Genomic DNA, 22,811 nt, shown 5'->3' on the forward strand with positions numbered 1-22,811 from the left:
GGAAAATCACGAACTTTTCAGATCGTCCTCGGAAGGCTTGGGAATGAGCACCGCCCGCGGTTTGCTGCCTTCATAAGGACCGACGATCCCCCTCCTTTCCATTTCGTCGATCAGCCGGGCCGCCCGGGTATAGCCGATCCGGAACCGCCGCTGGAGCATCGATACGGATGCGGTCTGCATTTCGGCGACGAGCTGGACGGCCTGTTCATACAGTTCGTCATCCACTTCCTCCCCGTCTTCCGCCGGATCGTCCGGAATCATTTCTTCCTGGTACCGGGCCCGCTGCTGGGAAATGACGAACCGGACGACTTCCTCCACTTCTTCATCGGAAACAAAGGCCCCTTGAACCCGGATCGGTTTCGACGCGCCGACGGGGAAAAAGAGCATGTCTCCCCGCCCGAGCAGCTTTTCCGCGCCGCCCATGTCCAAAATGGTGCGGGAATCGGCGTGGCTGGAAACGGCAAAAGCGATGCGGGACGGGATATTGGCCTTGATGACCCCGGTAATGACGTCGACGGAAGGCCGCTGGGTGGCGAGGATCAAATGGATGCCGCTCGCACGCGCCATTTGGGCAAGCCTCGTGATCGCTTCTTCCACGTCCGAGGAGGCGACCATCATCAAGTCGGCAAGCTCGTCCACGATGACGATAATATAGGGCAGGAGGGGCTCTTGTTCGCCGTTTTCCAAATTCTTTCGGCGGATGTATTCATTGTATCCTTCGATATTCCTCGTCCCGGTATGGGAAAACAATTCGTAGCGCCTTTCCATCTCGTTGACGACTTTTTGCAGGGCCTGGGCCGCCTTTTTCGGGTTGGTGACGACGGGCGCCAGCAGATGGGGGATGCCGTTGTACACATTCAATTCCACCATTTTCGGATCGATCAGCATCATCTTGACTTCATGGGGTTTGGCCCGCATCAAGATGCTCGTGATGATCCCGTTGATGCAGACGCTTTTCCCCGAACCGGTGGCCCCCGCCACCAGCAGGTGGGGCATCTTGTTCAATTCGGCAAAAACCGCCTCACCGGTAATGTCCCTGCCCAGGGCGATCAACAGCTTGGAGTCGGATTGGTCGAGGCTTTCCTCCAGCACTTCCCGCAGGCTGACCGTGGCCACCTCCGAATTCGGCACCTCGATGCCGATGGCCGACTTTCCGGGGATCGGAGCCTCGATGCGGATATCCTTCGCCGCCAGGGCGAGGGCCAGGTCGTCCGTCAGGCTGACGATCCGGCTGACTTTCACCCCCACATCGGGATGGACCTCGTATTTGGTGACGGCGGGCCCGATATGGACCTGGGTGACGCGGGCCTTGACGCCGAAGCTTTGAAAGGTGCGTTCCAATTTGGCCGCGTTGGCGTGGACCAATTCATATTCGCTGCTTTGATCCACGGGCCTGGGCGGCTTTAACAAATGGATCGGGGGCAATTGATAGTCCTCGTTCTCCACTTCGGCCACATTCAGCGGCTCCCCGGAAAGGTCGTCGGAAGGATGGCCGCCGTCTTCATCCGCCGTTTCCGGAATGCGGGCGATGGTCGGCGGAGATTCCCGGAAAGATTCTTCTTCCCGGTTGGTCCGCTCCAAAAAGTTGGATATGATCGGTTCGGAAACCCGCTCTTCCCCTTCCGGTTCCGTTTCCTTTTCCGCAGGCGGCAGCGCCTTCTTCCTCTCCGTTTTTGACCGGTTTTTCTTCAGGCGGGAAAGATCCTTCCTCGCCTCGGTGTACGTGTTTTTGAAAAAGCGGGCGATCCAGCCGAATACCTTTTGCAGGTCTTCGCTCAACGAGCGCCCCGTCAAGAGAATGGCCCCGACGAGGATGGAGAACCAGGCGATGATCCGGGTTCCGGCCGAGTCGAATAAAAAATGGAACAGGGAAAAGAGCACGGCGCCCGCCATTCCTCCGCCCAGTTCATAGCCGGAAGTCTCCCCCTTTAATTCCGCGAAAAACAGGTCCCATGTATTGAGAATGACGCTCGTTTTCCGGTAGGCCCCGTCCTCCGCCATTTTTTCAAACAGCCCGACATGGCTTAAAAGGAGCACCGCCCCCGTCATGAAATAAACCCCGATCAGCTGGCGCCGGAAAAAGTCCGGCCAGCTCCTCCGGAAGACGAGGGAGATGCTCAAAACCGCCGCTCCCAAGGGGATGAGGATGTACCATTCGCCGAACAAAAAGCGGCAAAAAAGCTTCAAGGCCGCCCCCACCTTTCCGAGGGAGGCGATGGTGATGACGGAAAGGGCGAGGGTCAATAATCCGAACGCCTCAAACTGCAGCGTTTCCTTCCAAAGCTTCTTTTTCGTTCTTCTTCTCCGTTTTCGTTTTGCCATTATGATCACCGTTCGTTTTGGATGAAAATGAAAAGAAAAGCAGCCGGGTTCTGGGCTGCTGGATTCATTATATCATATTTCATCCAAGGATACGGAAGTTTTTTCCCGAAAGGCCACATATGCCCCCGGCTTCACTTCATCGGACAAATAATGATAAGGATTCGTACTTACGATGCGGGAAATTTTCCAGCGGTCGTCCGTTTCCCGCCGGACGGCGACGGGTATTCCTTTGCAGCGGACGACCATCTCCATCTGCCCTTTTTCCTCCCCACGGAAAACCAGCTCATGGGGCAGCGGGGTGTACAAAATCATTGGACGATCCCTTCCTTTCTTTTTTTGGCAAGTTCGATCAGTTCATTCAGTTTGCTCATCGCTTCGCCGATGCCGCCCACTTCGTCGATCAGGCCGTGGCGGACCGCCTCTTTTCCGATGACGTTCGTGCCGATGTCCCGCGTCAAATTCCCCTGGGCGAACATTAATTCTTTAAACTTTTCTTCGCTGATTTTCGAGTGCTTGATGATAAAATTGATCACCCGGTCCTGCATCTTGTCCAAATATTCAAAGGTTTGCGGGACCCCGATGACCAGCCCGGACAAACGGATCGGATGGATGGTCATCGTCGCCGTTTCCGCGATGAAAGAATAATCGCAGCTGACGGCGATCGGAACCCCGATGGAATGCCCGCCGCCGAGGACGATGGAAACGGTGGGCTTGGAGAGGGAGGCGAGCATTTCGGCGATCGCCAGCCCCGCTTCCACATCCCCGCCGATCGTGTTCAACACGACGAGCAGCCCTTCGATCCGCGGATTTTGTTCGATGGCCACAATCTGGGGGATGATATGTTCGTACTTCGTCGTTTTGTTGTGGGGCGGCAGCTGCAAATGCCCCTCCACCTGGCCGATGATCGTCAAACAATGGATGTTGGAGTCCTGGAGCTGGGGCACGGCGGTTTGGCCGAGCTCCCGGATTTTTTCCAACAGGCCGGGCGATTTTTGTTCCTCGTTTTGTCCTGACTCATCCATATGGAATGCATTCATCGGAATATCCCCTTCCGTTTCTTTCCCCATAGTATTCCCGATTTTTCCCCGGCCATGAGAAATTAACGTCCGGCAGCCGGAATGACCCACCCCGCGGGATTTCCCCAGGCAAAAATAAAAAATCCGGGAATCCCGCGTTTGCAGGATTTCCGGACTTTTCCGGGGAATCAGGGTCATATTTCCATAACGATCGGAATGATCATCGGTCGGCGTTTCGTTTCATCAAACAGAAAGGCGCTGAGCTGATCGCGGATTTCCTGCTTCACGTTCGTCCAGTCGAAGGCCGGCCGGCGGAATCCCTTTTCCGCGATCTCCCGGACCATCTTCGTCGATTTTTCGATCAGTTTTTCCGACTCCCGGACGTAAACGAAGCCCCGCGAGATGATCTCCGGACCGGAGACGATCCTCCGCTCGTTCCGGCTAATGGTCATCACGACGATGAAAATCCCGTCCTGGGACAAAAGTTTCCTATCCCTAAGCACGATATTTCCCACATCGCCGACGCCGATGCCGTCGATCAAAACGTGGCCGGCGGCGACGCGGCCGTTGAGGGAGATTTTGTCCCGCCTGATCTCGACCACGTCCCCTTTATCGGCGATGACGATGTTTTCCTCCGGAACGCCCATGCTCATGGCGATTTTTTTATGGGCGTTCAGCATCCGGTATTCGCCGTGGATGGGGATGAAAAATTTCGGCTTCATGAGATTGAGCATGAACTTCAGCTCTTCTTCCCTGCCGTGGCCGCTGACGTGGTACCTCCCCTGGTTGGTAATGACGTTCGCGCCGGCGCGGAAGAGCATGTCGATCGTTTTGATCAAAAACAATTCGCCGCCCCGGTGGGGAGATGCGGCGATCAAAACCGTATCGCCCTTTTGGATATGGAGCTGTTTGTGGGCCCGCTTCGCCATTTGCTGCAAGGCCTCCAGCGGTTCCCCTTGGTTCCCCGTCATCAGGATGACAAGCTCCTCGTCAGGGATTTTGGAAACGGAGGAAAAGGGGACGACGACCGACTGGTCCAGGTGCAAATAGCCGAGTTTGTGCGCGATGGAATAGACGTTATGGAGTTCCCTCCCGGCGATGGCCACCTTCCGTCCCGACTTGGCCGCCGCATCAAAGACCCGCTGAATGGCGTTCAGGCTCGAGGCATAGCAGGCGAAAATGATCCTTCCCGGAGAATTGAGGAAGATGCTCTCCAGCTCCCGGCTGACGGAAACTTCGGGGGTGGTGTACCCCGGCTTTTCCGCCTCCGTGCTGTCGGAGAGAAGGCATAACACCCCCCGGTCACCGATATCGGCCATCTTGCTGATATTGGCCCGGTAAAGGGGATGGGTGCTTTGGTCGAATTTAAAATCCCCGGTGTAGACGATGGCGCCGATGTCCGTATGCATGCAAATCCCGACGGCATCGGGAATGCTGTGATTGACTTTAAAAAAGGTGACGCTGCAATGGGGAAACTCCAAGACGGTATCTTCATCGACGATTTCAAAGGAAACCTTCTGCTTGAACCCGTTTTCCCGCATTTTCGCTTCCGTTAAGGAAACGGTCAGGCGGGTTCCGTAAACCGGGGCATCCACTTCCCGCAATAAATAGGGCAGCGCTCCCGTATGGTCCTCGTGTCCGTGGGACAGGAAAATGCCTTTGACCCGGTTTTTGTTTTCGATCAAATAGGTGAAATCGGGGATGACGATATCGATGCCGAACATTTCCTCTTCGGGAAACATGAGGCCGGCATCGATCACGTACAGGTTTTTCTGGATCTCGATGACGTACATGTTTTTCCCTAATTCCCCTACGCCGCCCAAAGGAATGATTTTCACGGACTGATGTTTGTTTTTAGCCAATTTCAACAATCCTCGCTTCTGCTTTCTTTTTTTTCGGCGGAAAGCCGTTTTTCCTGCGGCAGAGAACGGGAGGCATCCCCCGCCGCTCCTCCGGAAAACGGGCGGGCCTCCCGGGACTTTCCCGAAAGAAAAGACACCCCAGGCATCGGCTTTTAAAAATTATCCTATATTTTTCCCCGAAAAATCAAGGTGTCCGACAAGCGGAATGCGAAAGACCCGCAAAGAACACGCGAAGGCCGGTCCCGGCCCTTCCTCCGGATCCGTCCGCCTTTATGGTCTATTGTACCACAATTTCCCGGTTTCCCACACGGGACCCGCGGAGCGATCCTCCATTGGACAAAACTGAACCGATCATCGACAAAAGTGCCTTGATTTTAGACAAACCGCACCATATGTTGGACACCGGAACCGATGATGGACATTTTTGTTGCGATGATGGACATTTTTTCGGCGATGATGGCTATTTTTTCTTTCATGTTGGACATATTTTTTCCCATGTTGAACATTATTTTTAAAATAATGGACAAACCATTGAAAATGTTGGACAGTCAACCGCGGAATTGGACAATTTTTTATCGATATTGAACGATTCCGCCGCCATTTTGGACATTCCGGCGGAAGTCCTCAAAGGAATGTCGGCCAATTCTTTCATCATATCGTTTCCCACACGAAACCCATTTTTCGGCTGCTTATCCCAATCTTGCGAGGCCGCCGCCTTCCCCGGCCGGGAACATCCCTTTTCGGCATGGCCTGTGAACGCCGAATCCGGCCAAAGTGCGGGACGGCCGCCAGGCGAACCCCGCTTTTCGTCCGATGCCCATGGGAGCATCCGCCCCTTTTGGCCGAGGCGGCCGGTTGCGGGTTCAAAAATCCCGCCCGCGCGATCATTCCTTTTCCTCGCTTGCGGGTGACGAGTCGTATTTTCTCCGTCGGTTTTCGCCGCACGGGTCATTTTTTCTTATACGGACACGACATTCCCCATCGGAAAAAGTCACCCGCGATTTCGGTTTTTGGGAACGGCAGGATCTTCTGCGCCGGAACGGGAAAGGGGGGAAACCCGCCGGAAGAAGTTTCTCTCGCCTTGAAATTCGCCGCGTTTTCCGTCCGTCGGATTTTGAAAGCCAAACGGAAGTCGCTCACCCTGCCCGCAGTTTTTCCGTTTGCGGGAGTTTGTCCGTCTTTGCCGCAAGTTTCACCGTCTCTTTCCGGGTTTCGAGTTTGCCGCCCGGCTTCACCATAGGCGTAACCAGCAATCCCGAAGGATACCGGCCTTCGATCGGAAAGCCCGAATCCTGCGGTCAGGGGGCGGTCTCAGACCCGAACGAACGGCTGTAAGACTCTCCCCCGAAATATCTGCTTATTCCGCGGTCAGGGGGCCGGTTTCGGACCCTTCCCGAAACGGTGCGGCCGATCAAGTTTTTCGGACAGGGCGCCTTTTCCCACCGGAAAATCGCGGCGCTTCTCCCGGATCCGTTGAGCGGGGGGATTTCCCGGCTCTAAGGATGGGCATTCGCGAAATATCGACCGCCCGGAAACGAATTTGGGATCGTCCAAACCCTTAAGGAGCATTTCCGTAAAATTCGGGCTGCGCTCCATCCTGCGTTCGGAGGAGATTTTCTGTTCCAAGTAAGAAGTGCTTTCCCTAAAAATCGGACTGCTTTGGGAACGAATTTGTGATCGTCCGTATCCGGCGTGAAGAGCATTCCCGGTAAATTCCGGACGCTCCCCATCCGGCCATCGGAGGAGATTTCCCGCCCAAAGGAAGGGGAGCATTCCCGAAACATTCGGGCTGCTCCCTGAAGATACGAAGGTACTCCTTTTCCGGCCGGATGGGAAATCCATCAGATTTTGCCGACTTCTTTCAACAAATCCATGAGCCTGTTTCTTTCTTCCGCCGTCAGCGGAACTAAAGGCAATCGGACGCTTCCCACGTCCAGGCCGGTCAGCTGCAGGGCCGTTTTCACGGGAGCGGGGCTCGGGGCCATGAACAGCCCTTTCATCAGGGGAAGCAATGTATGATGCCATTTCTGGGCCGTCCGATAGTCTCCGGCGAAAAAGGCCTTGATCATTTTTTGCATCTCGTCTCCGACCACGTGGGAGGCCACGCTGACGACCCCTTCCCCGCCGATGGAAAGAACCGGAAGGGTCAGGCTGTCATCCCCGCTGTACAGGGCAAAATCATCCGGGGTGTTGGCGATGATTTCCGACATTTGGTTCAGATCTCCACCCGCCTCCTTCACGGCGCGCACATTGGGGATTTCCGCCAGACGGATGACGGTTTCGGGGAGCATATTGACGCCGGACCTGCCGGGGATATTGTAAAGCATGACGGGGAGGGACGTGGCTTCGGCAATGGCGCGGAAGTGTTGGTAAATCCCTTCCTGGTTCGGCTTGTTGTAATAGGGAACGACGAGGAGAATCCCGTCCACGCCGATTTCCTCCGCCTTTTTCGTAAGCTCCACCGATTCCTTCGTATTGTTGCTCCCCGTGCCGGCGATGACCGGGACCCTGCCGTTTACGACTTTCACCACATGCTTAAAGAGGGCGATCTTTTCTTCCTTCGTCAGCGTCGGAGATTCCCCCGTCGTGCCGGCGACGACAAGGGAGTCGCTCCCGTGCTGGATCAGGTATTCCACCAGGTAGGTCGTTTTTTGGAAATCGATATACCCTTTGGCGTCAAAGGGGGTGACCATCGCAGTGGAAATGCGTCCAAAGATCGACATAGGCTCACTCCTTCATCTTTTTACTGAGGATGCTGATCTCATCAATGGCCTCCCGCTCCCACTGTTCTTCATCGAGGCGGAAAGCGTCGTGAAGGGCGTTGACCGCTTTCGCCAAATCCTTTTGTTTGACGAGCACCCAGATCGTCGTGTAGCTGTCCGCCGACTGCAGGATGCGGATTCCCTGTTCGGAAAGGGCGGTTACGATTTTTGATGCGACCCCGGGAACTCCCGTGATCCCCGCGCCGACGACGGAGACTTTGGCACAATGGTTTTCAATGACCGGATCGTAACCGAGGGATTCCAGAACGGCACGGGCTTTTTCCGCCAGATGATCCTGGACCGTGTAACAAACATGGTTGGGGGAAATGTTGATGAAGTCGACGGAGATTTGTTCCTTGGCCATCGCCTTGAAGACATCGACTTCCAGGTTGTACTGATCCTTTTTGGCGTAAACCTTGATTTGGCTGATGTTGCTGACGTAGGCGATCCCCGTCACCAGCCGTTCACGGATCTCCCCGCCCCGGTTTTTCTTCGCCAGTTTCGTGACCAGCGTCCCCGGGCTGTCGGAATAGGTGGAACGGATGCGGATCGGTACGTCGGCATGCATGGCGATCTCCACGGCCCGCGGATGGATGACCTTCGCCCCCTGGTAAGCCAGATTGCTGATTTCGTTGTAGGTCACGACGGAAAGTTTGCGGGCTTTGTCGGTGATCCGCGGGTCCGCGGTCATCACCCCGTCCACATCGGTGAAAATATCGATCCATTCCGCCTGGAGGGCGGCCCCCAATGCGGCCGCCGTCGTATCGCTTCCGCCCCTGCCGATCGTCGTCACTTCCCCGTCTTCCGTTTCCCCCTGGAAGCCGGCCACGACGACGGCGTCATGGGATTCCAGTTCCTTCAGGAGCCTTTGGCAGTTGACCTCGATGATTTTGGCATCGGTAAACTCGCCGTTCGTCCGGAATCCCGCCTGCGCCCCGGTGAGGGCCGTCGCGCGGATGCCGTTTTTCAGCAACAGATTGCTGAAGACAACGGCGGAGATGATCTCGCCGCAGGAGAGCAGCAGATCCATTTCCCGTTTAGAAACCCGGGCGTCGTTTCCGCCGACGAGGGACAACAACGTGTCCGTGGCGTACGGATCGCCCATGCGCCCCATGGCGGAGACGACGATGACGGGCTTATATCCTTCATCCAAAGCCTTGCGGACGTGTTTGAGGGCCTGTTTGCGGTTTTCTTCGGTTCGGACGGACGTACCGCCGAATTTTTGTACGATGATTTTCATGTCAACACCTCGGTTACAGCCATTGGTTGCGGATAAGGCTTTCGGCGATTTGGATGGAATTCAGCGCGGCGCCTTTCAGCAGATTATCCGATACGATCCACATATGGAAGCCGTTGGCCACATCCAGATCACGCCGGATTCTTCCGACGAAAACCTCGTCTTTTCCGGACGCAAAATAGGGCATCGGATAAATTTGCCCGGCGCGGTCGTCCTGCAAAAGGACCCCGGGGGATCCGGCGAGGACGCTGCGGATTTCCGCTTCGGTCGCGCGATCCGATTCCACCTCGAAATATACCGATTCCGAATGGCCCCGTTCCGCCGGAATGCGGACGCAGGTGGCTGCGATTTTTAATTCGGGGAAATGCATGATTTTTCTCGTTTCATTGATCATTTTCATCTCTTCAAAAGTGAACCCGTTATCCTGAAAAACGTCGATTTGCGGAATGGCGTTAAAAGCGATCGGGTAATGTTTTTCCGCGCTCCTTACCGGCAAAATTTCCGCCTGCGGGCGTTCGCCGGCAAGTACCGCCTTCGTTTGTTCGACCATTTCCCGGACGGCCTGCGCCCCCGCGCCGCTGACCGCCTGATAGGTGGAGACGATCACCCGCTTGAGGCCGAAGGCTTTCCGGATCGGCTGAAGGGCGACGACAAGCTGGATTGTCGAACAATTCGGGTTTGCGATAATTCCTTTATGATCCTTTAAGTCCTCTTCGTTCACTTCGGGAACAACGAGAGGCACGTCGGGGTCCATGCGGAAGGCGCTCGTGTTGTCGATCACCACCGCCCCCCGTTTCACCGCCTCGCCGGCCAAGGTTTTGGAAATGGCGCCGCCCGCGGAAAACAGGGCGATGTCCACGCCGGAAAAACTTTCCGGTTTGGCTTCCTCCACGATGATCTTCTCGCCTTTAAAAACCATTTCCTTCCCTTTGGACCGGCTGGAGGCGAGCAGGGTGAGTTTTTTCACGGGGAAATTCCGTTCTTCCAATTTTTTTACCATTTGCTGGCCGACGGCGCCCGTAGCCCCGACGACTGCCACATGATATCCTTGATTGCCCATGAAAATCTGCTCCTTCCTGGGTGAAACCGTTCATGTTCGCGATGTTTTCTCGCTTATTCCTAATTTTAGCACAATCCGCCGGGAAAGGAATCCGTTTGTTTTTCCCATCTCAATGGTTTCCCATTTCCGTCATTTTTTTCGGAACCGTTCGATGATCATCGGCTGGTATTGTTTTCCGGCGAGGGCGTGCTTGACCGTGTCGGCGAGCAGCGTCATGTCGGCGACCATGGAATTCGGCTTGTTTGCCGGATCATCCTGGCCGAAGGGGATGAAATAGATGTTTTTGGCCGAAATCAGGCGCATCAAATTGATGCCGTTCAGGCCGAGGGCGTCGTTCGTCGAAATGCCCAAAACGACCGGGCGCTGGTTTCGCATCGTGGCCTTTGCCGCCATCAGCACCGGGGAATCGGTGAGGGCGTTGGCCAGCTTGCTCAAGGAGTTCCCCGTCAGGGGGGCGATGACCATGCAGTCGAGGGGGGATTTGGGGCCTAAAGGTTCCGCCTCCACAATGGAATCGATCGCCTTTTTTCCGGTCACTTCCTCGATCTTTCCGATCCATTCCTCCCCCGAACCGAACCGGGTGGTGGTGTTCTTGACGGTGAAGGAGACGACGGGGACGACTTCCGCCCCTTCCTCCACCAGCTTTTCGATCTCCGGATACACGGCATCATAGGTGCAATGGGAACCGGTCAATCCGAATCCGATCCGTTTTCCTCGCAATTCCATAGGTTCAACTTCTCCTTTCTTATTAAAAGATCGGTCAATAATTCGACAAGGGCGCCGGCCAGGATCTTTCCGGCCGTTTTCGGCGCGACGATGCCGGGAAGGCTGGGGGCGAGAAAGGCTTTGATCCCCCGCTTTTCCGCGTAACGGAAGTCCGTTCCTCCAGGTTTGGAAGCAAGATCGATGATAAAGGTGCGGGACGGCATTTTGGAAAGGACACCGGCGGTAAGAACGAGAGCCGGGACGGTGTTGATGCAAATGTCCGCATCTTGGACCGCCTCGCCGATTTCCGCGAGGGGAACGGGCTCCAGGGACATTTCCGCAATTCTTGCCAGATCTTCCTTTTTCCCCGAGACGACTTTCACCTTCGCCCCGAGGGCGGAAAAGGCCCTTGCCGCCGTCATCCCGACCCGCCCGAAGCCGACGATCACCGTTTTCGAACCGTGAATCGTAATATCCGTATTTTGTATGGCCAACAGCAGGGCTCCCTCCACCGTCGGAACGGAGTTGCAGATGGCCACATCATCCCTTTCCAGGACAGGTTCCACTTTCCGTCCGGTTTTCTTCTCCAGCTCTTTTAAATATTCATTTTTGATGCCGGAAAACAGGACGCAGTATTCGGGGGTTTGCCCGATCAATTCTTCCGCGAGGAAAATCGGTTCCTTGGCGAACAGGGACTCGACCTCCCCCTTCCCGTTCGTTCCGCCGGCCGGCAAAATGATGGCGTCGATCTCCCGAAAACGGACATCGTCCATTTTTTCCTTTGCCGCGTTTAAAAAAGGGTTTTCCAGCAATTCAAAACCGATTAACGTCAATTTGGCATCCAATTCGATCAGCCGATGGATGATTTCCAGCTGGCGCGCATCTCCTCCAATGACTGCCACATTCAGTCCGGTCAACAAGGGATTCACCTTCTTTTTTCGGGGAAAGAAAAAATTCAGTTCAAAAACATATTATGTTTTGCGCCCGCGGGTGTGAAATGTCGGGACGGGGATTGGCAAGAAAATGATGCCGCCAGGGGAAGCGGTCCGTTTGCGCCTTGGGGGTCGTCCGTATGGGGAAACACGCGGAATCTTCACAGGGATGCGAGCAGGCCTTCGCCGCATGCCGTCGGCCGGGCAACAAAGCCCGGCACAAAGGGCCTGGCCGTTCGCGCCGGGCCGTTTTCTGGGGGGATGCCTTTCCTGGGTCTTGGCTTTCTTCTATGGAAACCGTTTCCTGCCGTGCCGCTTCAGCGCCTTTCCCCTTCGTCCCCCGGCCGGTTTGCGGGATCCGGGGATCGGCGCCTGTTTCTTCAAGAAGAAACGGCCGCCCCATACCGGTCCCGAAATGCGGGTAGGCCGCACCTTCCCGCCGGGCCAGTGCCGAAAATAGGCGCGGAAGGCTTGGAAAACCCGAACCGGATAGGGGCAGCCGGCTATCCTTTTGATAAAAAAAGGCCCCAAGCCTGCCGCTTGGAGCACTTTTTACGCATCCTCGTATTCACTTTCCGGAAAATCGATGATGATCATATCGGTTCCGATCTTTTTAATGTATTTCCAAGGAACGCGGATCTCGCCGCCCGATTTCCTCAGCTGGTACCATTTGCCCGTCGGAATGATCAGGGCTTGAATCTGCCCCGTCTGTTCGTTGATTTCCAAATCGGTCTGTCCCAGGATGCCCAGCCGTTCCGCCTTTTTCACGTCGACGATCTCTTTTCCGCTCAGTTCGCTCAGCCGCAAAGCCGCATCATCCCTTCCTCTCCTTCTTATACTCATTCTATTGGGAAAGGAGGGATTTTAGAAGAAAATTATTGAACGGCTTTCGGCAGTTGGCCGTCCGGGCTGATTAAGGCGACGGCGTAGGGTTCCGAAAAGATCTCCCGGCACACGTCGTCCATTTCTTCCTTCGTCACTTCATCGATCAGGGCGATCATTTCATCCAGGGAGCGGTGTTTCCCCAACAGCAGCTCGTTTTTCCCGTTGCGGCTCATCCGGCTGTTGGTGCTTTCCAGGCTGAGCATTAAATTGCCCTTCAATTGTTCCTTGCTGTTTTGCAATTCCTTTTCGGTAATCCCCTTGTCCATCAGCTGGTGCAGGGTTTCCTGGATCGTGTCGAAGAGCACGTCCAGCTGCTCCGGGCCGGTGCCGCCGTAAATGGTGATCATGCCGCAGTCCTCGTAGGCGGTATGGTAGGAATAGATGGAATAGGCGAGGCCCCGCTGTTCGCGGACTTCCTGGAACAGCCTGCTGCTCATGCTGCCGCCCAATATGTTGTTGAGAAGAATCAGGGGATAGATCCGTTCATGCCCGAAGGAATACCCTTCAAAACCGAGGCAAATATGGGCCTGTTCCGTGTCCTTTTTCTTCGTAATGAAATTTTTTTGGAACACCGGCTTGTCCTCTTCGATTTTGCGGCTGGAACCCTGATAATGGCCGAAGTAGCTTTCAATCTTTTTTACGATCGCCTCGGAGACGTTGCCCGCCACGGAAATGACCACGTTTTCCGGCGTGTACCGTTCCTTCATGTAGGAATGGAGCGTCTCCCGGGTGAAGGTCTCCAACGTTTTTTCCGTGCCCAAAATGGGAAAGCCGAGGGGATGGTTTCCGTAAACCGCCTTGCCCAGCAAGTCGTGCACGAGATCGTCCGGGGTATCTTCATACATTTTGATCTCTTCATAAACCACGTTCTTCTCTTTGATTAATTCTTCCCGGTCGAAGACGGAATTGAAAAACATATCCGCCAAGAGGGACAAGGCGTAATCGGCGTGATTATCCAGCACCTTCGCGTAAAAGCAGGTATATTCCTTCGATGTGAAGGCGTTGACCTGGCCGCCGATGCTGTCGAAGGATTCGGCGATGTCCCTCGCCGAACGGGTTTTTGTCCCTTTAAAAAACATATGTTCCAAAAAATGGGAGATCCCATTCAGCTTCGGCGTTTCATTCCTTGATCCGGTCTTGACCCAGATGCCGATGGAAACCGAACGGACCGTGGGAATTTCTTCGAGCACGATGCGAACGCCGTTCGAGCAGGTAAATTTCTTGATCATGTCATTCCTCCTAATGGCTGAGTGTACGGGTGATGATTCGTTTTTCATCGAGCAATTCGGTGACCGATCCGATTTTGTAGCCTTCTTCCTTCAGAACGGAAATCATCGGTTCCAGCGCCTCGGCGGTGGAGGCCGTGGGATGCATTAAAATGATCGCGCCGTTGTGGGCCTGCTTCCGGACCCGGTCGACGATCGTGTTCGGAGAAGGTTTTTGCCAATCGATCGTGTCGACCGACCACAGGATCGTTTCCATGTTCATTTTTGCGGCGAGCGCCACCGTCCGGTCATTGAAGCTGCCGCTCGGCGGGGCGAACCATTTGGGCGCGATGCCGACCGTCGCCCGAAGGATGTCGTTCGTCTTTTTGAGTTCCGCCTCCGCCTCATCTTCCGAAATTTTCGCCATATCGGGATGGGAATAGGAATGGCTGCCGATTTCATGACCCCCTTCATGGATCATCTTCACCGCTTCGGCATGGCCTTTCGCCCATCTTCCTTCGAGGAAAAAGGTGGCGGAAATATGGTGTTTTTTCAATATTTCAAGGATCGTTGAGAGATATTCTTCCCCCCAGGCCACGTTGAAGGTGAAAGCGACCATGGGCTTGTCGGGATGGCCCCTGTAGATCGGGCTCGGCGGCAATTGCTCCAGATGGACCTGCGGAGGGATTTGCCGGAAGACGAGTTTATCCTCCAAAAATTTTTTGTAAGGCTTCATTTTCCGGTAGGACGCTTCCACATCCACCTTCAGGCCGTTATAGCCGGGCATCTTCTTCCATACTTTATCAATCTTAGCATTTTGGGCCGGTTTTTCATAGTTTTTTGCCTTATGTAAAATTTCCCCATACAGCGGATCCTTGCCGCCCGAGGCGGGAAGTGCCTCCGTTTTCAACGTATTGACATAAATTTCAGAAAAAGGATTATGTACCAATAAATAAGAAAACAATACGATCATCGATAAGGCCCATATTTTTTGCAAGAACGGTTTCCTCATGTTCCCCGCACGGAAAATCCGCGCCGCACCCCGCTTTCCCTCGTCCATTCGTGATCCTGCCTATATAAAACCTATGAAACCTTCGGACAGGGTAGAACATAAGGATAAAAAACCGTTCTTGGCTCGCGTATAAAAATGGACCTGCTCTTGGAAGAGAAAGTCCTTTGGTCCGGTCAATTTTCCGAACGTTGATATTAGATAAAGAAAGGAAGCAAGTCAAACCTTACGGAACATAAGGCTTACTTGACATCCTTCATCCTTTTATCTTTTCGCTCTTTGTTTTCTCCTTTGATCCCTGAGAACCGCTTTCCGGGAGAGATTGATCCGGCCGTGTTTGTCGATGTCCGTGATCTTGACGAGGATTTCGTCGCCGACGGAAACCACGTCTTCCACCCGGCCGACCCTGCCTTCCGCCAGTTCGGAGATGTGGACGAGGCCGTCTTTTCCTTGGAGGATCTCCACGAAAGCGCCGAACTTTTCGATCCGTTTTACTTTCCCGAGATAAACCTGGCCGACTTCCACGTCCCTGACGATGCTTTCAATGATCTGCATCGCCTTTTTGTTCATTTCCTCATCCGGGGAGGTAATGTAGATGGTGCCGTCCTGTTCGATGTCGATCTTCACGCCCGTTTCGTCGATGATCCGCTTCACTTGTTTTCCGCCCGGGCCGATGACATCCCCGATCTTTTCCGGATTGATGTGCATCGTCAAGATCTTCGGCGCGTACACGGACAGGGATTTCCGCGGCTCGGAAATGGTCTTCAGCATCGACTCAAGGATCTGCAGCCTGCCCTTTCTGGCTTGCTCCAAAGCTTCCTTCAAGATCTCGTAGGTGAGCCCGGAGATTTTAATGTCCATCTGCAGCGCGGTGACCCCCTTCTTCGTACCGGCCACCTTGAAATCCATGTCGCCCAAATGGTCTTCGATTCCTTGGATGTCGGTCAAAATGGTGTAATGGTCGCCGGATTTTACCAAGCCCATCGCGATCCCGGCAACGGGCGCTTTAATCGGAACACCCGCATCCATCATGGCCAATGTGCTCGCGCAGATGCTGGCCTGGGAAGTGGAACCGTTCGATTCCAACACTTCGGATACGAGGCGGATCGTGTAAGGGAATTCCTTCTCCGAAGGAATGACGGGTTCCAACGCCCGTTCCCCGAGGGCCCCGTGTCCGATTTCCCGCCTTCCCGGTCCCCGGATCGGTCCGGTTTCGCCGACGGAATAGGGCGGAAAATTGTAGTGGTGCATGAATCTTTTTTCTTCTTCGATCCCCAGTCCGTCCAAAATTTGCACATCCCCGAGGGCACCCAACGTACAAACGCTCAGCGCCTGGGTTTGTCCCCTGGTGAACAGCCCGGAACCGTGGGTTCTCGGCAGGATCCCGACTTCCGATGACAGCGGGCGGATTTCATCCACTTTTCTTCCGTCCGGACGGATTTTTTCCACGGTAATCAGGCGGCGGAATTCTTCCTTTTCGATTTTGTCCAGGATGTAGTTCACCTGTTTCAGCTTCTCTTCGTCCTCATCTTCCCCGGCGAAATGTTCCACGACCCGGTCTTTCACTTCCTGGATCGCCGCTTCCCGGGCAAGTTTTTCCTTCACTTGAATCGCTTCGACCATCTCTTTTTGGCACATTTCCCGGATCTCGTTTTCCAGTTCGGGATCGACCTCAAACAGGGTGACTTCCACCTTTTCTTTGCCGATTTCCTTGGCGATCTCTTCCTGGAAGGCGACGAGGCGCTTGATTTCTTCGTGGCCGAACATGATCGCATCGAGCATCGTCTCTTCCGGCACTTCCTTCGCGCCGGCTTCCACCATGTTGACCGCATCCTTCGTTCCGGCCACCGACAGATGCATTTCGCTCTTTTCCATCTGTTCCACGGTCGGATTGATGACGAATTGGCCGTCGATCAAGCCGACCACCACGCCGGCCACCGGTCCGTTGAACGGGATGTCGGAGATCGACAGCGCCAGGGAGGAACCGAGCAATGCGGCCATTTCCGTGGAGCAATCCTGGTCGACGCTCAACACCGTGCTGATGATCTGCACCTCATTCCGGAATCCTTCCGGAAACAGGGGGCGGAGCGGGCGGTCAATCAGCCGGCTGGCGAGGATGGCGGATTCGCTCGGCCGTCCTTCCCGTTTGATGAATCCCCCCGGTATTTTCCCGACCGCGTAAAGGCGCTCCTCATAATTGACGGTCAGCGGAAAAAAATCGACATCTTTTGCTTCCTTGGACATCGTCGCCGTGGATAAGACGACGCTGTCTCCATAGCGGACGAGGACCGCGCCGTTCGCCTGTTTGGCCAATTGGCCGATCTCCACTTGCAGCGGCCGCCCGGCCAGATCTATGGAATAGACGCGTTTTTCACTTTCCATAAATGAACCCCTTTCTTCATTGCAGACTTCCCTGTCTTCATTCGTTTTTTACAATATATATTGTAAACCATCGGAACGGGTTCGAAAACGAAAGAGTTAAGTTTTTCTGCAACGGAAAAATGTCCTATACAAAAAAGCGGGAAAAATCCCGCTTTGCCTATCGGCGCAAACCAAGTTTGTCGATCAATTTCCGGTAGCGCTGGACGTCCGTTTCGCGCAAATAATTCAAAAGGTTGCGGCGTTTCCCTACCATTTTCATCAATCCGCGTCTGGAATGGTAATCCTTCTTATGGACCCGCAAATGCTCGTTCAAATTGTTGATTTGTTCCGTCAGGATAGCGATTTGCACTTCCGGAGAACCGGTGTCGGTTTCATGGATCCGGAATTCCTTGATGATTTCCTGTTTGCGCTCTTGCGTCAAAGCCATCCTTTTCACCTCCATTTTTCTCATCGATCCCCGATTACTGAGAAAACGCCGGAGAAAGCGTCTTTCCAAGTAACGGTTCATCAAATACGTAAAATAGAATACAACTTTTTCGCCGTCTTTGCAAGCAGGAAATGGACTTTTTTCCGGACGTTCATCCGCTTTCTTTTCCGGAAAAGTAATCGACGGCCGTCTGCAGGTCCCGGCGCATTTGGGCGACCAGCGCATCGACGGACGGAAATTTCTCTTCATCCCGCACCCGCTTGAGCCATTCCAATTTGACCCTTTCCCCGTAGATCGTCTCATGAAAATCGAGCAGATGCACCTCGATGGTGAGCCGGTGATCCCCCTGGAAGGTCGGACGGCGGCCGATGTTGCAGATCCCGTTTACCCAGCGGTTATGTATGTACATGCGCACGAGGTAAACCCCGGTTTTCGGGAGGACGTATTTTTCCCATACGTCGATGTTCGCCGTCGGAAAACCGATCGTCCGTCCCCTTTTCTCCCCGTGGACGACCGTTCCTTCCATCGTGAAATGTCTCCCCAAAAAAACGGGGACCTGTTCCACTTCCCCCGCCTCGATCATGCGGCGGATCGTCGTGGAACTGATCTTTTCCCCGCCGATCGCGATCTTTTCCACGGTCGTTTGCGTGAAGCGGCCGCGGGCGTGCTCCTTCATGGACTCCATCGTTCCCTTGCCGAACTTGCCGTAGGTGAAATCAAAGCCGGCAACCACATGTTTGGCGTTGAGCGCAACCAAGTATTCGTCGACAAATTGTTCGGGCAAAACCTGGGCGAATTCCCGTGTAAAGGAAACGAGGAACAAATAATCGACGCCCAGCTTTCCGATCTCCTCCATCTTTTCGTCGACGGTCGTGATATACCGCACCTCTTCCGGCCGGTTCCCGAGAACCTCCTTCGGCGAAGGGTGGAACGTCATGACGGCGCTTTTGCACTTCCGCCTTTCCGCTTCTTCGACCGCCGCCGATATGACCGCCCGATGGCCGATGTGGACGCCGTCAAAAAATCCGAGGGCGATCGACAATGGCGGGAAAGGGCGGTTTTCCCCGTGTTCCCCATGATTGATACGGATGATTTCCACCAATGGACACACCTTTACCTGTTAAAAATTTCATCAAAAGCGAAAACCCTTTCCGGTTTTAACATCCCCGGTCTGCCGGAATGCTTCCGGTAAACGGCGACGATCCGGCCGCGCCACCAAACGGCGACGGGGCCTTCTTCCCCCTGCAGATGTTCCGGCGTTGCCAACAGCGCGCCGTTTTTGACCCTATTAGCTAATGTATCATGAATTTGATATTTCGGCAATTCGGAAAGGACGTCCTCGACCGGGAGCAGAATCTTTTCCGCCCGGCCTTCCTCGACCGCCGCTTCGATTTCTTCGAAGGTGAAGCAGGCGTCCCGATGAATTCCCGCGGCTGAGATCCGGGTCAAAGCGGACATGTGGGCGGGGTAACCGAGCTTCTCGCCGATGGATACGGCCAGCGTGCGGATGTAGGTCCCTTTTCCGCAGGCCACCCGGATGGAAAAGGACAAGGGGTTCCCGGAAAATTCCTCCCGGTCGTCCAAAAGGGTCAATTCATGGATGACGACCTTCCGGGAGGGGCGTTCGACCGGGATTCCTTCCCGGGCGTATTCGTAAAGCCTTTTTCCGTTCACTTTGACGGCGGAATACATCGGGGGGGTTTGGACGATCTCGCCGGTATGCGCCCGTAAAACCTCCAGCAGCTCCCCGCGGGAGATCGTCCGTTCCACCTTCTTTTCTTCCACGACTTCGCCCTCGGCATCTTCCGTCGTCGTGGACACCCCCAGGGTCACCGTCGCCACATAGGTTTTCCCCGAATCCTGGAGGTAGCGGACGATTTTCGTCGCCTCGCCGATGCAGACGGGCAGAACCCCGCTGACGTTCGGATCCAGCGTCCCGGTATGGCCCGCCTTTTTTATTTTTAACAGCCGGCGGATCTTCAGGACGCAAGCATGGGAGGTCATCCCCTCGGGTTTCCACAACGGAATGATCCCGTGCACCGCATTCTCCCCTTTCCTGAAAAACGGCTGACCTTCTGGAAGTCAGCCGTTTCCGTCATCTTTTTTTTCTTCTTCTTTGATATGTTTGATCAGCGTTTCGATCCTGTTCCCGTACTCCAACGATTCATCGAGCTCAAAAATTAAATCGGGGGTCTTCCTCAAGCGGATGCGCCTGCCGATTTCCGAGCGGATGAAACCCTTCGCTTTCGCCAGTCCGGCGAGGGTGTTTTCCTTGTCCTCCTCGCTGCCGAACACGCTCAAAAAGACTTTGGCGATCTGGAGATCCCCGGTGACTTCCACGTCCGTTACGGTAACGAATCCGATGCGGGGATCCTTCAACTTGCGGCCGATGATGTCGCTCAATTCCTTTTTCATCTGTTCCGCTATCCGGTTTGCGCGCAAATTCATCTCTATCACCCCACTCACAGCCATTCCAAATTGGTAACCGTCCGCTCCAGTTCGGGAAAGGAATCGATGATTTGCAAAACCCTTTGCATCTCCTGTTCGGCCGGCTTTTTCGCCGATGCTACGAGGGCGATGCCGATCTTCGTCCGCTGCCAGGCGTCCTGGTATTCGATTTCCGAGACGGAGACGTTGAATTTTTGCCGCAGGCGGGCGATCATCCTTTGGAGGAGCGCCCGCTTATCCTTCAGTGAGCGGCAATGGTAGAACAGGCATTCCACCGAGGCGAAAAGGATCATGATTTTTTAACTTCCTCCATGACGAAAGCTTCGAAAATGTCCCCTTCTTTGATATCGTTGAAGTTTTTGATCACGATCCCGCATTCGTACCCTTGCTGGACTTCCTTCACGTCATCTTTGTACCGTTTCAGGGACTCGATTTCACCCTCAAAGACGACCACGCCGTCGCGGATGACCCTGACCCCGCTGTCCCGGGTCACTTTTCCGTCGGTCACATAGCATCCGGCAATGGTCCCCACCTTTGAAACTTTGAAGGTGGTCCTTACTTCCGCCTGACCGATGACCTTTTCTTCATATTCCGGTTCGAGGAGCCCCTTCATCGCCGATTCGATTTCTTCGATCGCCTTATAGATGATGCGGTGCAGGCGGATGTCCACCTTTTCCTGTTCCGCCAGCCGTTTGGCGTTCGTGTTCGGCCGGACGTTGAACCCGATGATGATCGCATTGGAGGCGGTGGCGAGCAGGATGTCGGACTCGGTGATCGCCCCGACGCCGGTGTGGATGATCTTCACCTTCGCCCCTTCCACGTCGATCTTTTGCAGGGAATTGGCGAGGGCTTCAACGCTGCCTTGCACGTCCGCTTTAATGATCACGTTCAGCTCTTTCAAATCGCCCTGCTGCATTTGTTCAAACAGGTTGTCGAGGCTGATCCGGGCCGATTCGTTTCTCGTCGCCTGCAAAGCCATCTGCGCCCGGGCTTCACCGACTTGGCGGGCGGTCTTTTCATCGTCAAAAACGACGAACCGGTCGCCTGCCTGCGGAACTTCATGCAGCCCGGTGATTTCGACGGGCGTGGACGGACCCGCCTCTTTCACCCGGCGTCCGACGTCGTTCATCATGGCCCGCACCCTTCCGTAGGTGTTGCCGGCCACGATCGGGTCGCCGACGCGGAGGGTTCCGTTCTGCACCAACAGGGTGGCCACGGGGCCGCGGCCCTTGTCGAGCTGGGCTTCGATGACCGTACCGTATGCGTTGCGATCCGGATTGGCCTTCAGCTCTTCCATTTCGCTCAGCAGCAAAATCATTTCCAGCAATTGGTCGACGCCATCCCCTTTCAGGGCGGAGATCGGGACAAAGATCGTATCCCCTCCCCATTCTTCGGGGACTAAACCGTATTCGGTCAATTCATTCTTGACCTTCTCGGGGTTGGCCGTCGGCTTGTCGATCTTGTTCACGGCGACAATGATCGGCACTTTGGCCGCCTTGGCATGGTTGATGGCTTCCACCGTTTGCGGCATGACGCCGTCATCGGCGGCGACGACCAGCACGGTAATGTCGGTCACCTGCGCGCCGCGGGCACGCATCGTCGTAAAGGCGGCATGGCCAGGGGTATCCAGGAAGGTGATCTTCTTGCCGTTGACGACGACCTGATAGGCGCCGATATGCTGGGTAATCCCGCCCGCTTCACCTTGCGCGACTTTCGTATGGCGGATATAATCCAGCAAGGTCGTCTTCCCGTGATCGACATGGCCCATGATCGTGACAACGGGGGGGCGTTCTTTCAGATCTTCCGGTTTGTCTTCGGTAATGTAGGTTTCCAGGTCGGTGATGTCCACCTCGACCTTTTCTTCCACTTCCACCCCGTATTCGCCGGCGATCAGTTCGATGGCGTCCTTGTCCAATTCCTGATTGATGGTGGCCATTACGCCGAGCATGAATAATTTTTTAATGATTTCGGAAGGCTCCCGGTGCAGCTTCTTCGCCAATTCGGCGACGGTAAGGGAACCCGTGAAGGTAATCTTTTTCGGCAATTCCTTCTCTTTTTTCTTTTGCTGAGCCGGTTCGCTCGCCTCCCGCATTTTGGCGGCGGGTTTATTTTTTCCTTTTTTCTTCGAGAAGGCCTTGTTTTCTTTGGAACGGAATTCCTGGTCGTATTTTTTTCCTTCCTTGTTTTTCGGGCCCGTCTTGACCTTCACCGTCTTCGGCGCTGTTTCATCCAGCTCCTCTTCGATCAGTTCCGTAATATTTCCCTTATTTTTTACGGGAATGGGCGCCGCCTTCATATTCTTCTCCGGTTTTCCCGCTTTATCCTGGGGTTTCGCCTGTTTTCTCTGCGGTCTTCCGAATCCCTTCGGCTTCTTTTCGAATTTCTCCTTCTCCCTCTTCTTTCTCTTCAAGGTCTGGTCCAATTTTTTCACGGTTTCCTCGTCGATGGTTGACATATGGTTGGTCACATTCACGTTCAATTCCTGCAATTTTTCGATAACCTCTTTGCTCGTCAGCTGATGCCGTTTCGCATACTCGTAAACACGCAACTTGGACATAC

At 54.6% G+C, this 22,811-nt stretch carries 19 protein-coding genes; all 19 read right to left on the reverse strand.

The window, feature by feature from the left end; genetic code table 11:
* Nucleotides 1-6 precede the first annotated feature (6 nt).
* Nucleotides 7-2,322 carry an FtsK/SpoIIIE family DNA translocase gene (locus A3EQ_RS0116130; RefSeq protein ID WP_020156184.1) on the reverse strand — a complete coding sequence of 772 codons (2,316 nt, stop codon included), beginning with the start codon at nt 2,320-2,322 and terminating at the stop codon, nt 7-9.
* Nucleotides 2,323-2,394: 72 nt separating this feature from the next.
* Nucleotides 2,395-2,634, reverse strand: a complete 240-nt coding sequence (locus A3EQ_RS21360) for a YlzJ-like family protein (RefSeq protein ID WP_020156185.1) — start codon at nt 2,632-2,634, stop codon at nt 2,395-2,397.
* On the reverse strand, nt 2,631-3,359 hold the full coding sequence (locus tag A3EQ_RS0116140) for a ClpP family protease (protein WP_026500024.1): 729 nt from the start codon (nt 3,357-3,359) through the stop codon (nt 2,631-2,633). Before A3EQ_RS0116140 ends, A3EQ_RS21360 begins: the two co-directional genes overlap by 4 nt.
* Nucleotides 3,360-3,532: 173 nt before the next feature.
* Nucleotides 3,533-5,200: a ribonuclease J gene (locus tag A3EQ_RS0116145; RefSeq protein ID WP_026500025.1), complete on the reverse strand. Its 1,668-nt coding sequence runs from the start codon at nt 5,198-5,200 to the stop codon at nt 3,533-3,535.
* Between the two features lie 1,841 nt (nt 5,201-7,041).
* Nucleotides 7,042-7,923 (reverse strand): 4-hydroxy-tetrahydrodipicolinate synthase, encoded by an 882-nt coding sequence (gene dapA / locus A3EQ_RS0116180; protein ID WP_020156194.1) that lies wholly within the window; start codon nt 7,921-7,923, stop codon nt 7,042-7,044.
* Nucleotides 7,924-7,927: 4 nt separating this feature from the next.
* Entirely contained in the window at nt 7,928-9,202 is a 1,275-nt protein-coding gene (gene dapG / locus A3EQ_RS0116185) for an aspartate kinase (protein WP_020156195.1), read from the reverse strand.
* A gap of 13 nt (nt 9,203-9,215) precedes the next feature.
* A complete protein-coding gene (locus tag A3EQ_RS0116190; RefSeq protein WP_020156196.1) occupies nt 9,216-10,259 on the reverse strand; it encodes an aspartate-semialdehyde dehydrogenase in 1,044 nt (347 codons plus the stop codon).
* Between the two features lie 129 nt (nt 10,260-10,388).
* Nucleotides 10,389-10,985 (reverse strand): dipicolinate synthase subunit B, encoded by a 597-nt coding sequence (locus tag A3EQ_RS0116195; protein WP_020156197.1) that lies wholly within the window; start codon nt 10,983-10,985, stop codon nt 10,389-10,391.
* The gene (dpaA, locus tag A3EQ_RS0116200; protein WP_020156198.1) at nt 10,949-11,884 is read right to left on the reverse strand and encodes a dipicolinic acid synthetase subunit A; all 936 of its coding nucleotides are present in this window, start codon (nt 11,882-11,884) and stop codon (nt 10,949-10,951) included. Before dpaA ends, A3EQ_RS0116195 begins: the two co-directional genes overlap by 37 nt.
* Before the next feature lie 564 nt (nt 11,885-12,448).
* Nucleotides 12,449-12,703: a YlmC/YmxH family sporulation protein gene (locus A3EQ_RS0116210; protein ID WP_020156200.1), complete on the reverse strand. Its 255-nt coding sequence runs from the start codon at nt 12,701-12,703 to the stop codon at nt 12,449-12,451.
* 68 nt (nt 12,704-12,771) lie between these two features.
* Nucleotides 12,772-14,010, reverse strand: a complete 1,239-nt coding sequence (locus tag A3EQ_RS0116215; protein WP_020156201.1) for a M16 family metallopeptidase — start codon at nt 14,008-14,010, stop codon at nt 12,772-12,774.
* A 10-nt stretch (nt 14,011-14,020) separates the two neighbouring features.
* Nucleotides 14,021-14,998: a polysaccharide deacetylase family protein gene (locus A3EQ_RS0116220; protein ID WP_026500026.1), complete on the reverse strand. Its 978-nt coding sequence runs from the start codon at nt 14,996-14,998 to the stop codon at nt 14,021-14,023.
* 261 nt (nt 14,999-15,259) lie between these two features.
* The gene (gene pnp, locus A3EQ_RS0116225) at nt 15,260-17,377 is read right to left on the reverse strand and encodes a polyribonucleotide nucleotidyltransferase (protein ID WP_020156203.1); all 2,118 of its coding nucleotides are present in this window, start codon (nt 17,375-17,377) and stop codon (nt 15,260-15,262) included.
* Between the two features lie 157 nt (nt 17,378-17,534).
* Nucleotides 17,535-17,804: a 30S ribosomal protein S15 gene (gene rpsO, locus A3EQ_RS0116230; RefSeq protein WP_020156204.1), complete on the reverse strand. Its 270-nt coding sequence runs from the start codon at nt 17,802-17,804 to the stop codon at nt 17,535-17,537.
* A 151-nt stretch (nt 17,805-17,955) separates the two neighbouring features.
* The gene (locus A3EQ_RS0116235; protein ID WP_026500027.1) at nt 17,956-18,903 is read right to left on the reverse strand and encodes a bifunctional riboflavin kinase/FAD synthetase; all 948 of its coding nucleotides are present in this window, start codon (nt 18,901-18,903) and stop codon (nt 17,956-17,958) included.
* A 14-nt stretch (nt 18,904-18,917) separates the two neighbouring features.
* Nucleotides 18,918-19,844 carry a tRNA pseudouridine(55) synthase TruB gene (truB, locus tag A3EQ_RS0116240; protein ID WP_020156206.1) on the reverse strand — a complete coding sequence of 309 codons (927 nt, stop codon included), beginning with the start codon at nt 19,842-19,844 and terminating at the stop codon, nt 18,918-18,920.
* A gap of 42 nt (nt 19,845-19,886) precedes the next feature.
* Nucleotides 19,887-20,252: a 30S ribosome-binding factor RbfA gene (gene rbfA, locus A3EQ_RS0116245; protein WP_020156207.1), complete on the reverse strand. Its 366-nt coding sequence runs from the start codon at nt 20,250-20,252 to the stop codon at nt 19,887-19,889.
* A 14-nt stretch (nt 20,253-20,266) separates the two neighbouring features.
* Nucleotides 20,267-20,545 carry a DUF503 domain-containing protein gene (locus A3EQ_RS0116250; RefSeq protein ID WP_020156208.1) on the reverse strand — a complete coding sequence of 93 codons (279 nt, stop codon included), beginning with the start codon at nt 20,543-20,545 and terminating at the stop codon, nt 20,267-20,269.
* On the reverse strand, nt 20,542-22,809 hold the full coding sequence (gene infB / locus A3EQ_RS0116255; RefSeq protein WP_020156209.1) for a translation initiation factor IF-2: 2,268 nt from the start codon (nt 22,807-22,809) through the stop codon (nt 20,542-20,544). The genes A3EQ_RS0116250 and infB overlap by 4 nt, the downstream gene beginning before the upstream one ends.
* Between the last annotated feature and the right edge of the window lie 2 nt (nt 22,810-22,811).

This window comes from Caldibacillus debilis DSM 16016 (assembly GCF_000383875.1).
GTDB lineage: Bacteria > Bacillota > Bacilli > Bacillales > Caldibacillaceae > Caldibacillus > Caldibacillus debilis.

What these genes read in the sequence shown, in the direction of transcription:
- A3EQ_RS0116130 (WP_020156184.1), bottom strand. Translation starts at nt 2,322, where the DNA reads ATGGCAAAACGAAAACGGAGAAGAAGAACGAAAAAGAAGCTTTGGAAG.
- rpsO (WP_020156204.1), bottom strand. Translation starts at nt 17,804, where the DNA reads ATGGCTTTGACGCAAGAGCGCAAACAGGAAATCATCAAGGAATTCCGG.
- A3EQ_RS0116250 (WP_020156208.1), bottom strand. Translation starts at nt 20,545, where the DNA reads ATGATCCTTTTCGCCTCGGTGGAATGCCTGTTCTACCATTGCCGCTCA.
- A3EQ_RS21360 (WP_020156185.1), bottom strand. Translation starts at nt 2,634, where the DNA reads ATGATTTTGTACACCCCGCTGCCCCATGAGCTGGTTTTCCGTGGGGAG.
- A3EQ_RS0116140 (WP_026500024.1), bottom strand. Translation starts at nt 3,359, where the DNA reads ATGAATGCATTCCATATGGATGAGTCAGGACAAAACGAGGAACAAAAA.
- infB (WP_020156209.1), bottom strand. Translation starts at nt 22,809, where the DNA reads ATGTCCAAGTTGCGTGTTTACGAGTATGCGAAACGGCATCAGCTGACG.
- pnp (WP_020156203.1), bottom strand. Translation starts at nt 17,377, where the DNA reads ATGGAAAGTGAAAAACGCGTCTATTCCATAGATCTGGCCGGGCGGCCG.
- dapA (WP_020156194.1), bottom strand. Translation starts at nt 7,923, where the DNA reads ATGTCGATCTTTGGACGCATTTCCACTGCGATGGTCACCCCCTTTGAC.
- dapG (WP_020156195.1), bottom strand. Translation starts at nt 9,202, where the DNA reads ATGAAAATCATCGTACAAAAATTCGGCGGTACGTCCGTCCGAACCGAA.
- A3EQ_RS0116190 (WP_020156196.1), bottom strand. Translation starts at nt 10,259, where the DNA reads ATGGGCAATCAAGGATATCATGTGGCAGTCGTCGGGGCTACGGGCGCC.
- A3EQ_RS0116195 (WP_020156197.1), bottom strand. Translation starts at nt 10,985, where the DNA reads ATGGAATTGCGAGGAAAACGGATCGGATTCGGATTGACCGGTTCCCAT.
- A3EQ_RS0116215 (WP_020156201.1), bottom strand. Translation starts at nt 14,010, where the DNA reads ATGATCAAGAAATTTACCTGCTCGAACGGCGTTCGCATCGTGCTCGAA.
- rbfA (WP_020156207.1), bottom strand. Translation starts at nt 20,252, where the DNA reads ATGAATTTGCGCGCAAACCGGATAGCGGAACAGATGAAAAAGGAATTG.
- A3EQ_RS0116220 (WP_026500026.1), bottom strand. Translation starts at nt 14,998, where the DNA reads ATGAGGAAACCGTTCTTGCAAAAAATATGGGCCTTATCGATGATCGTA.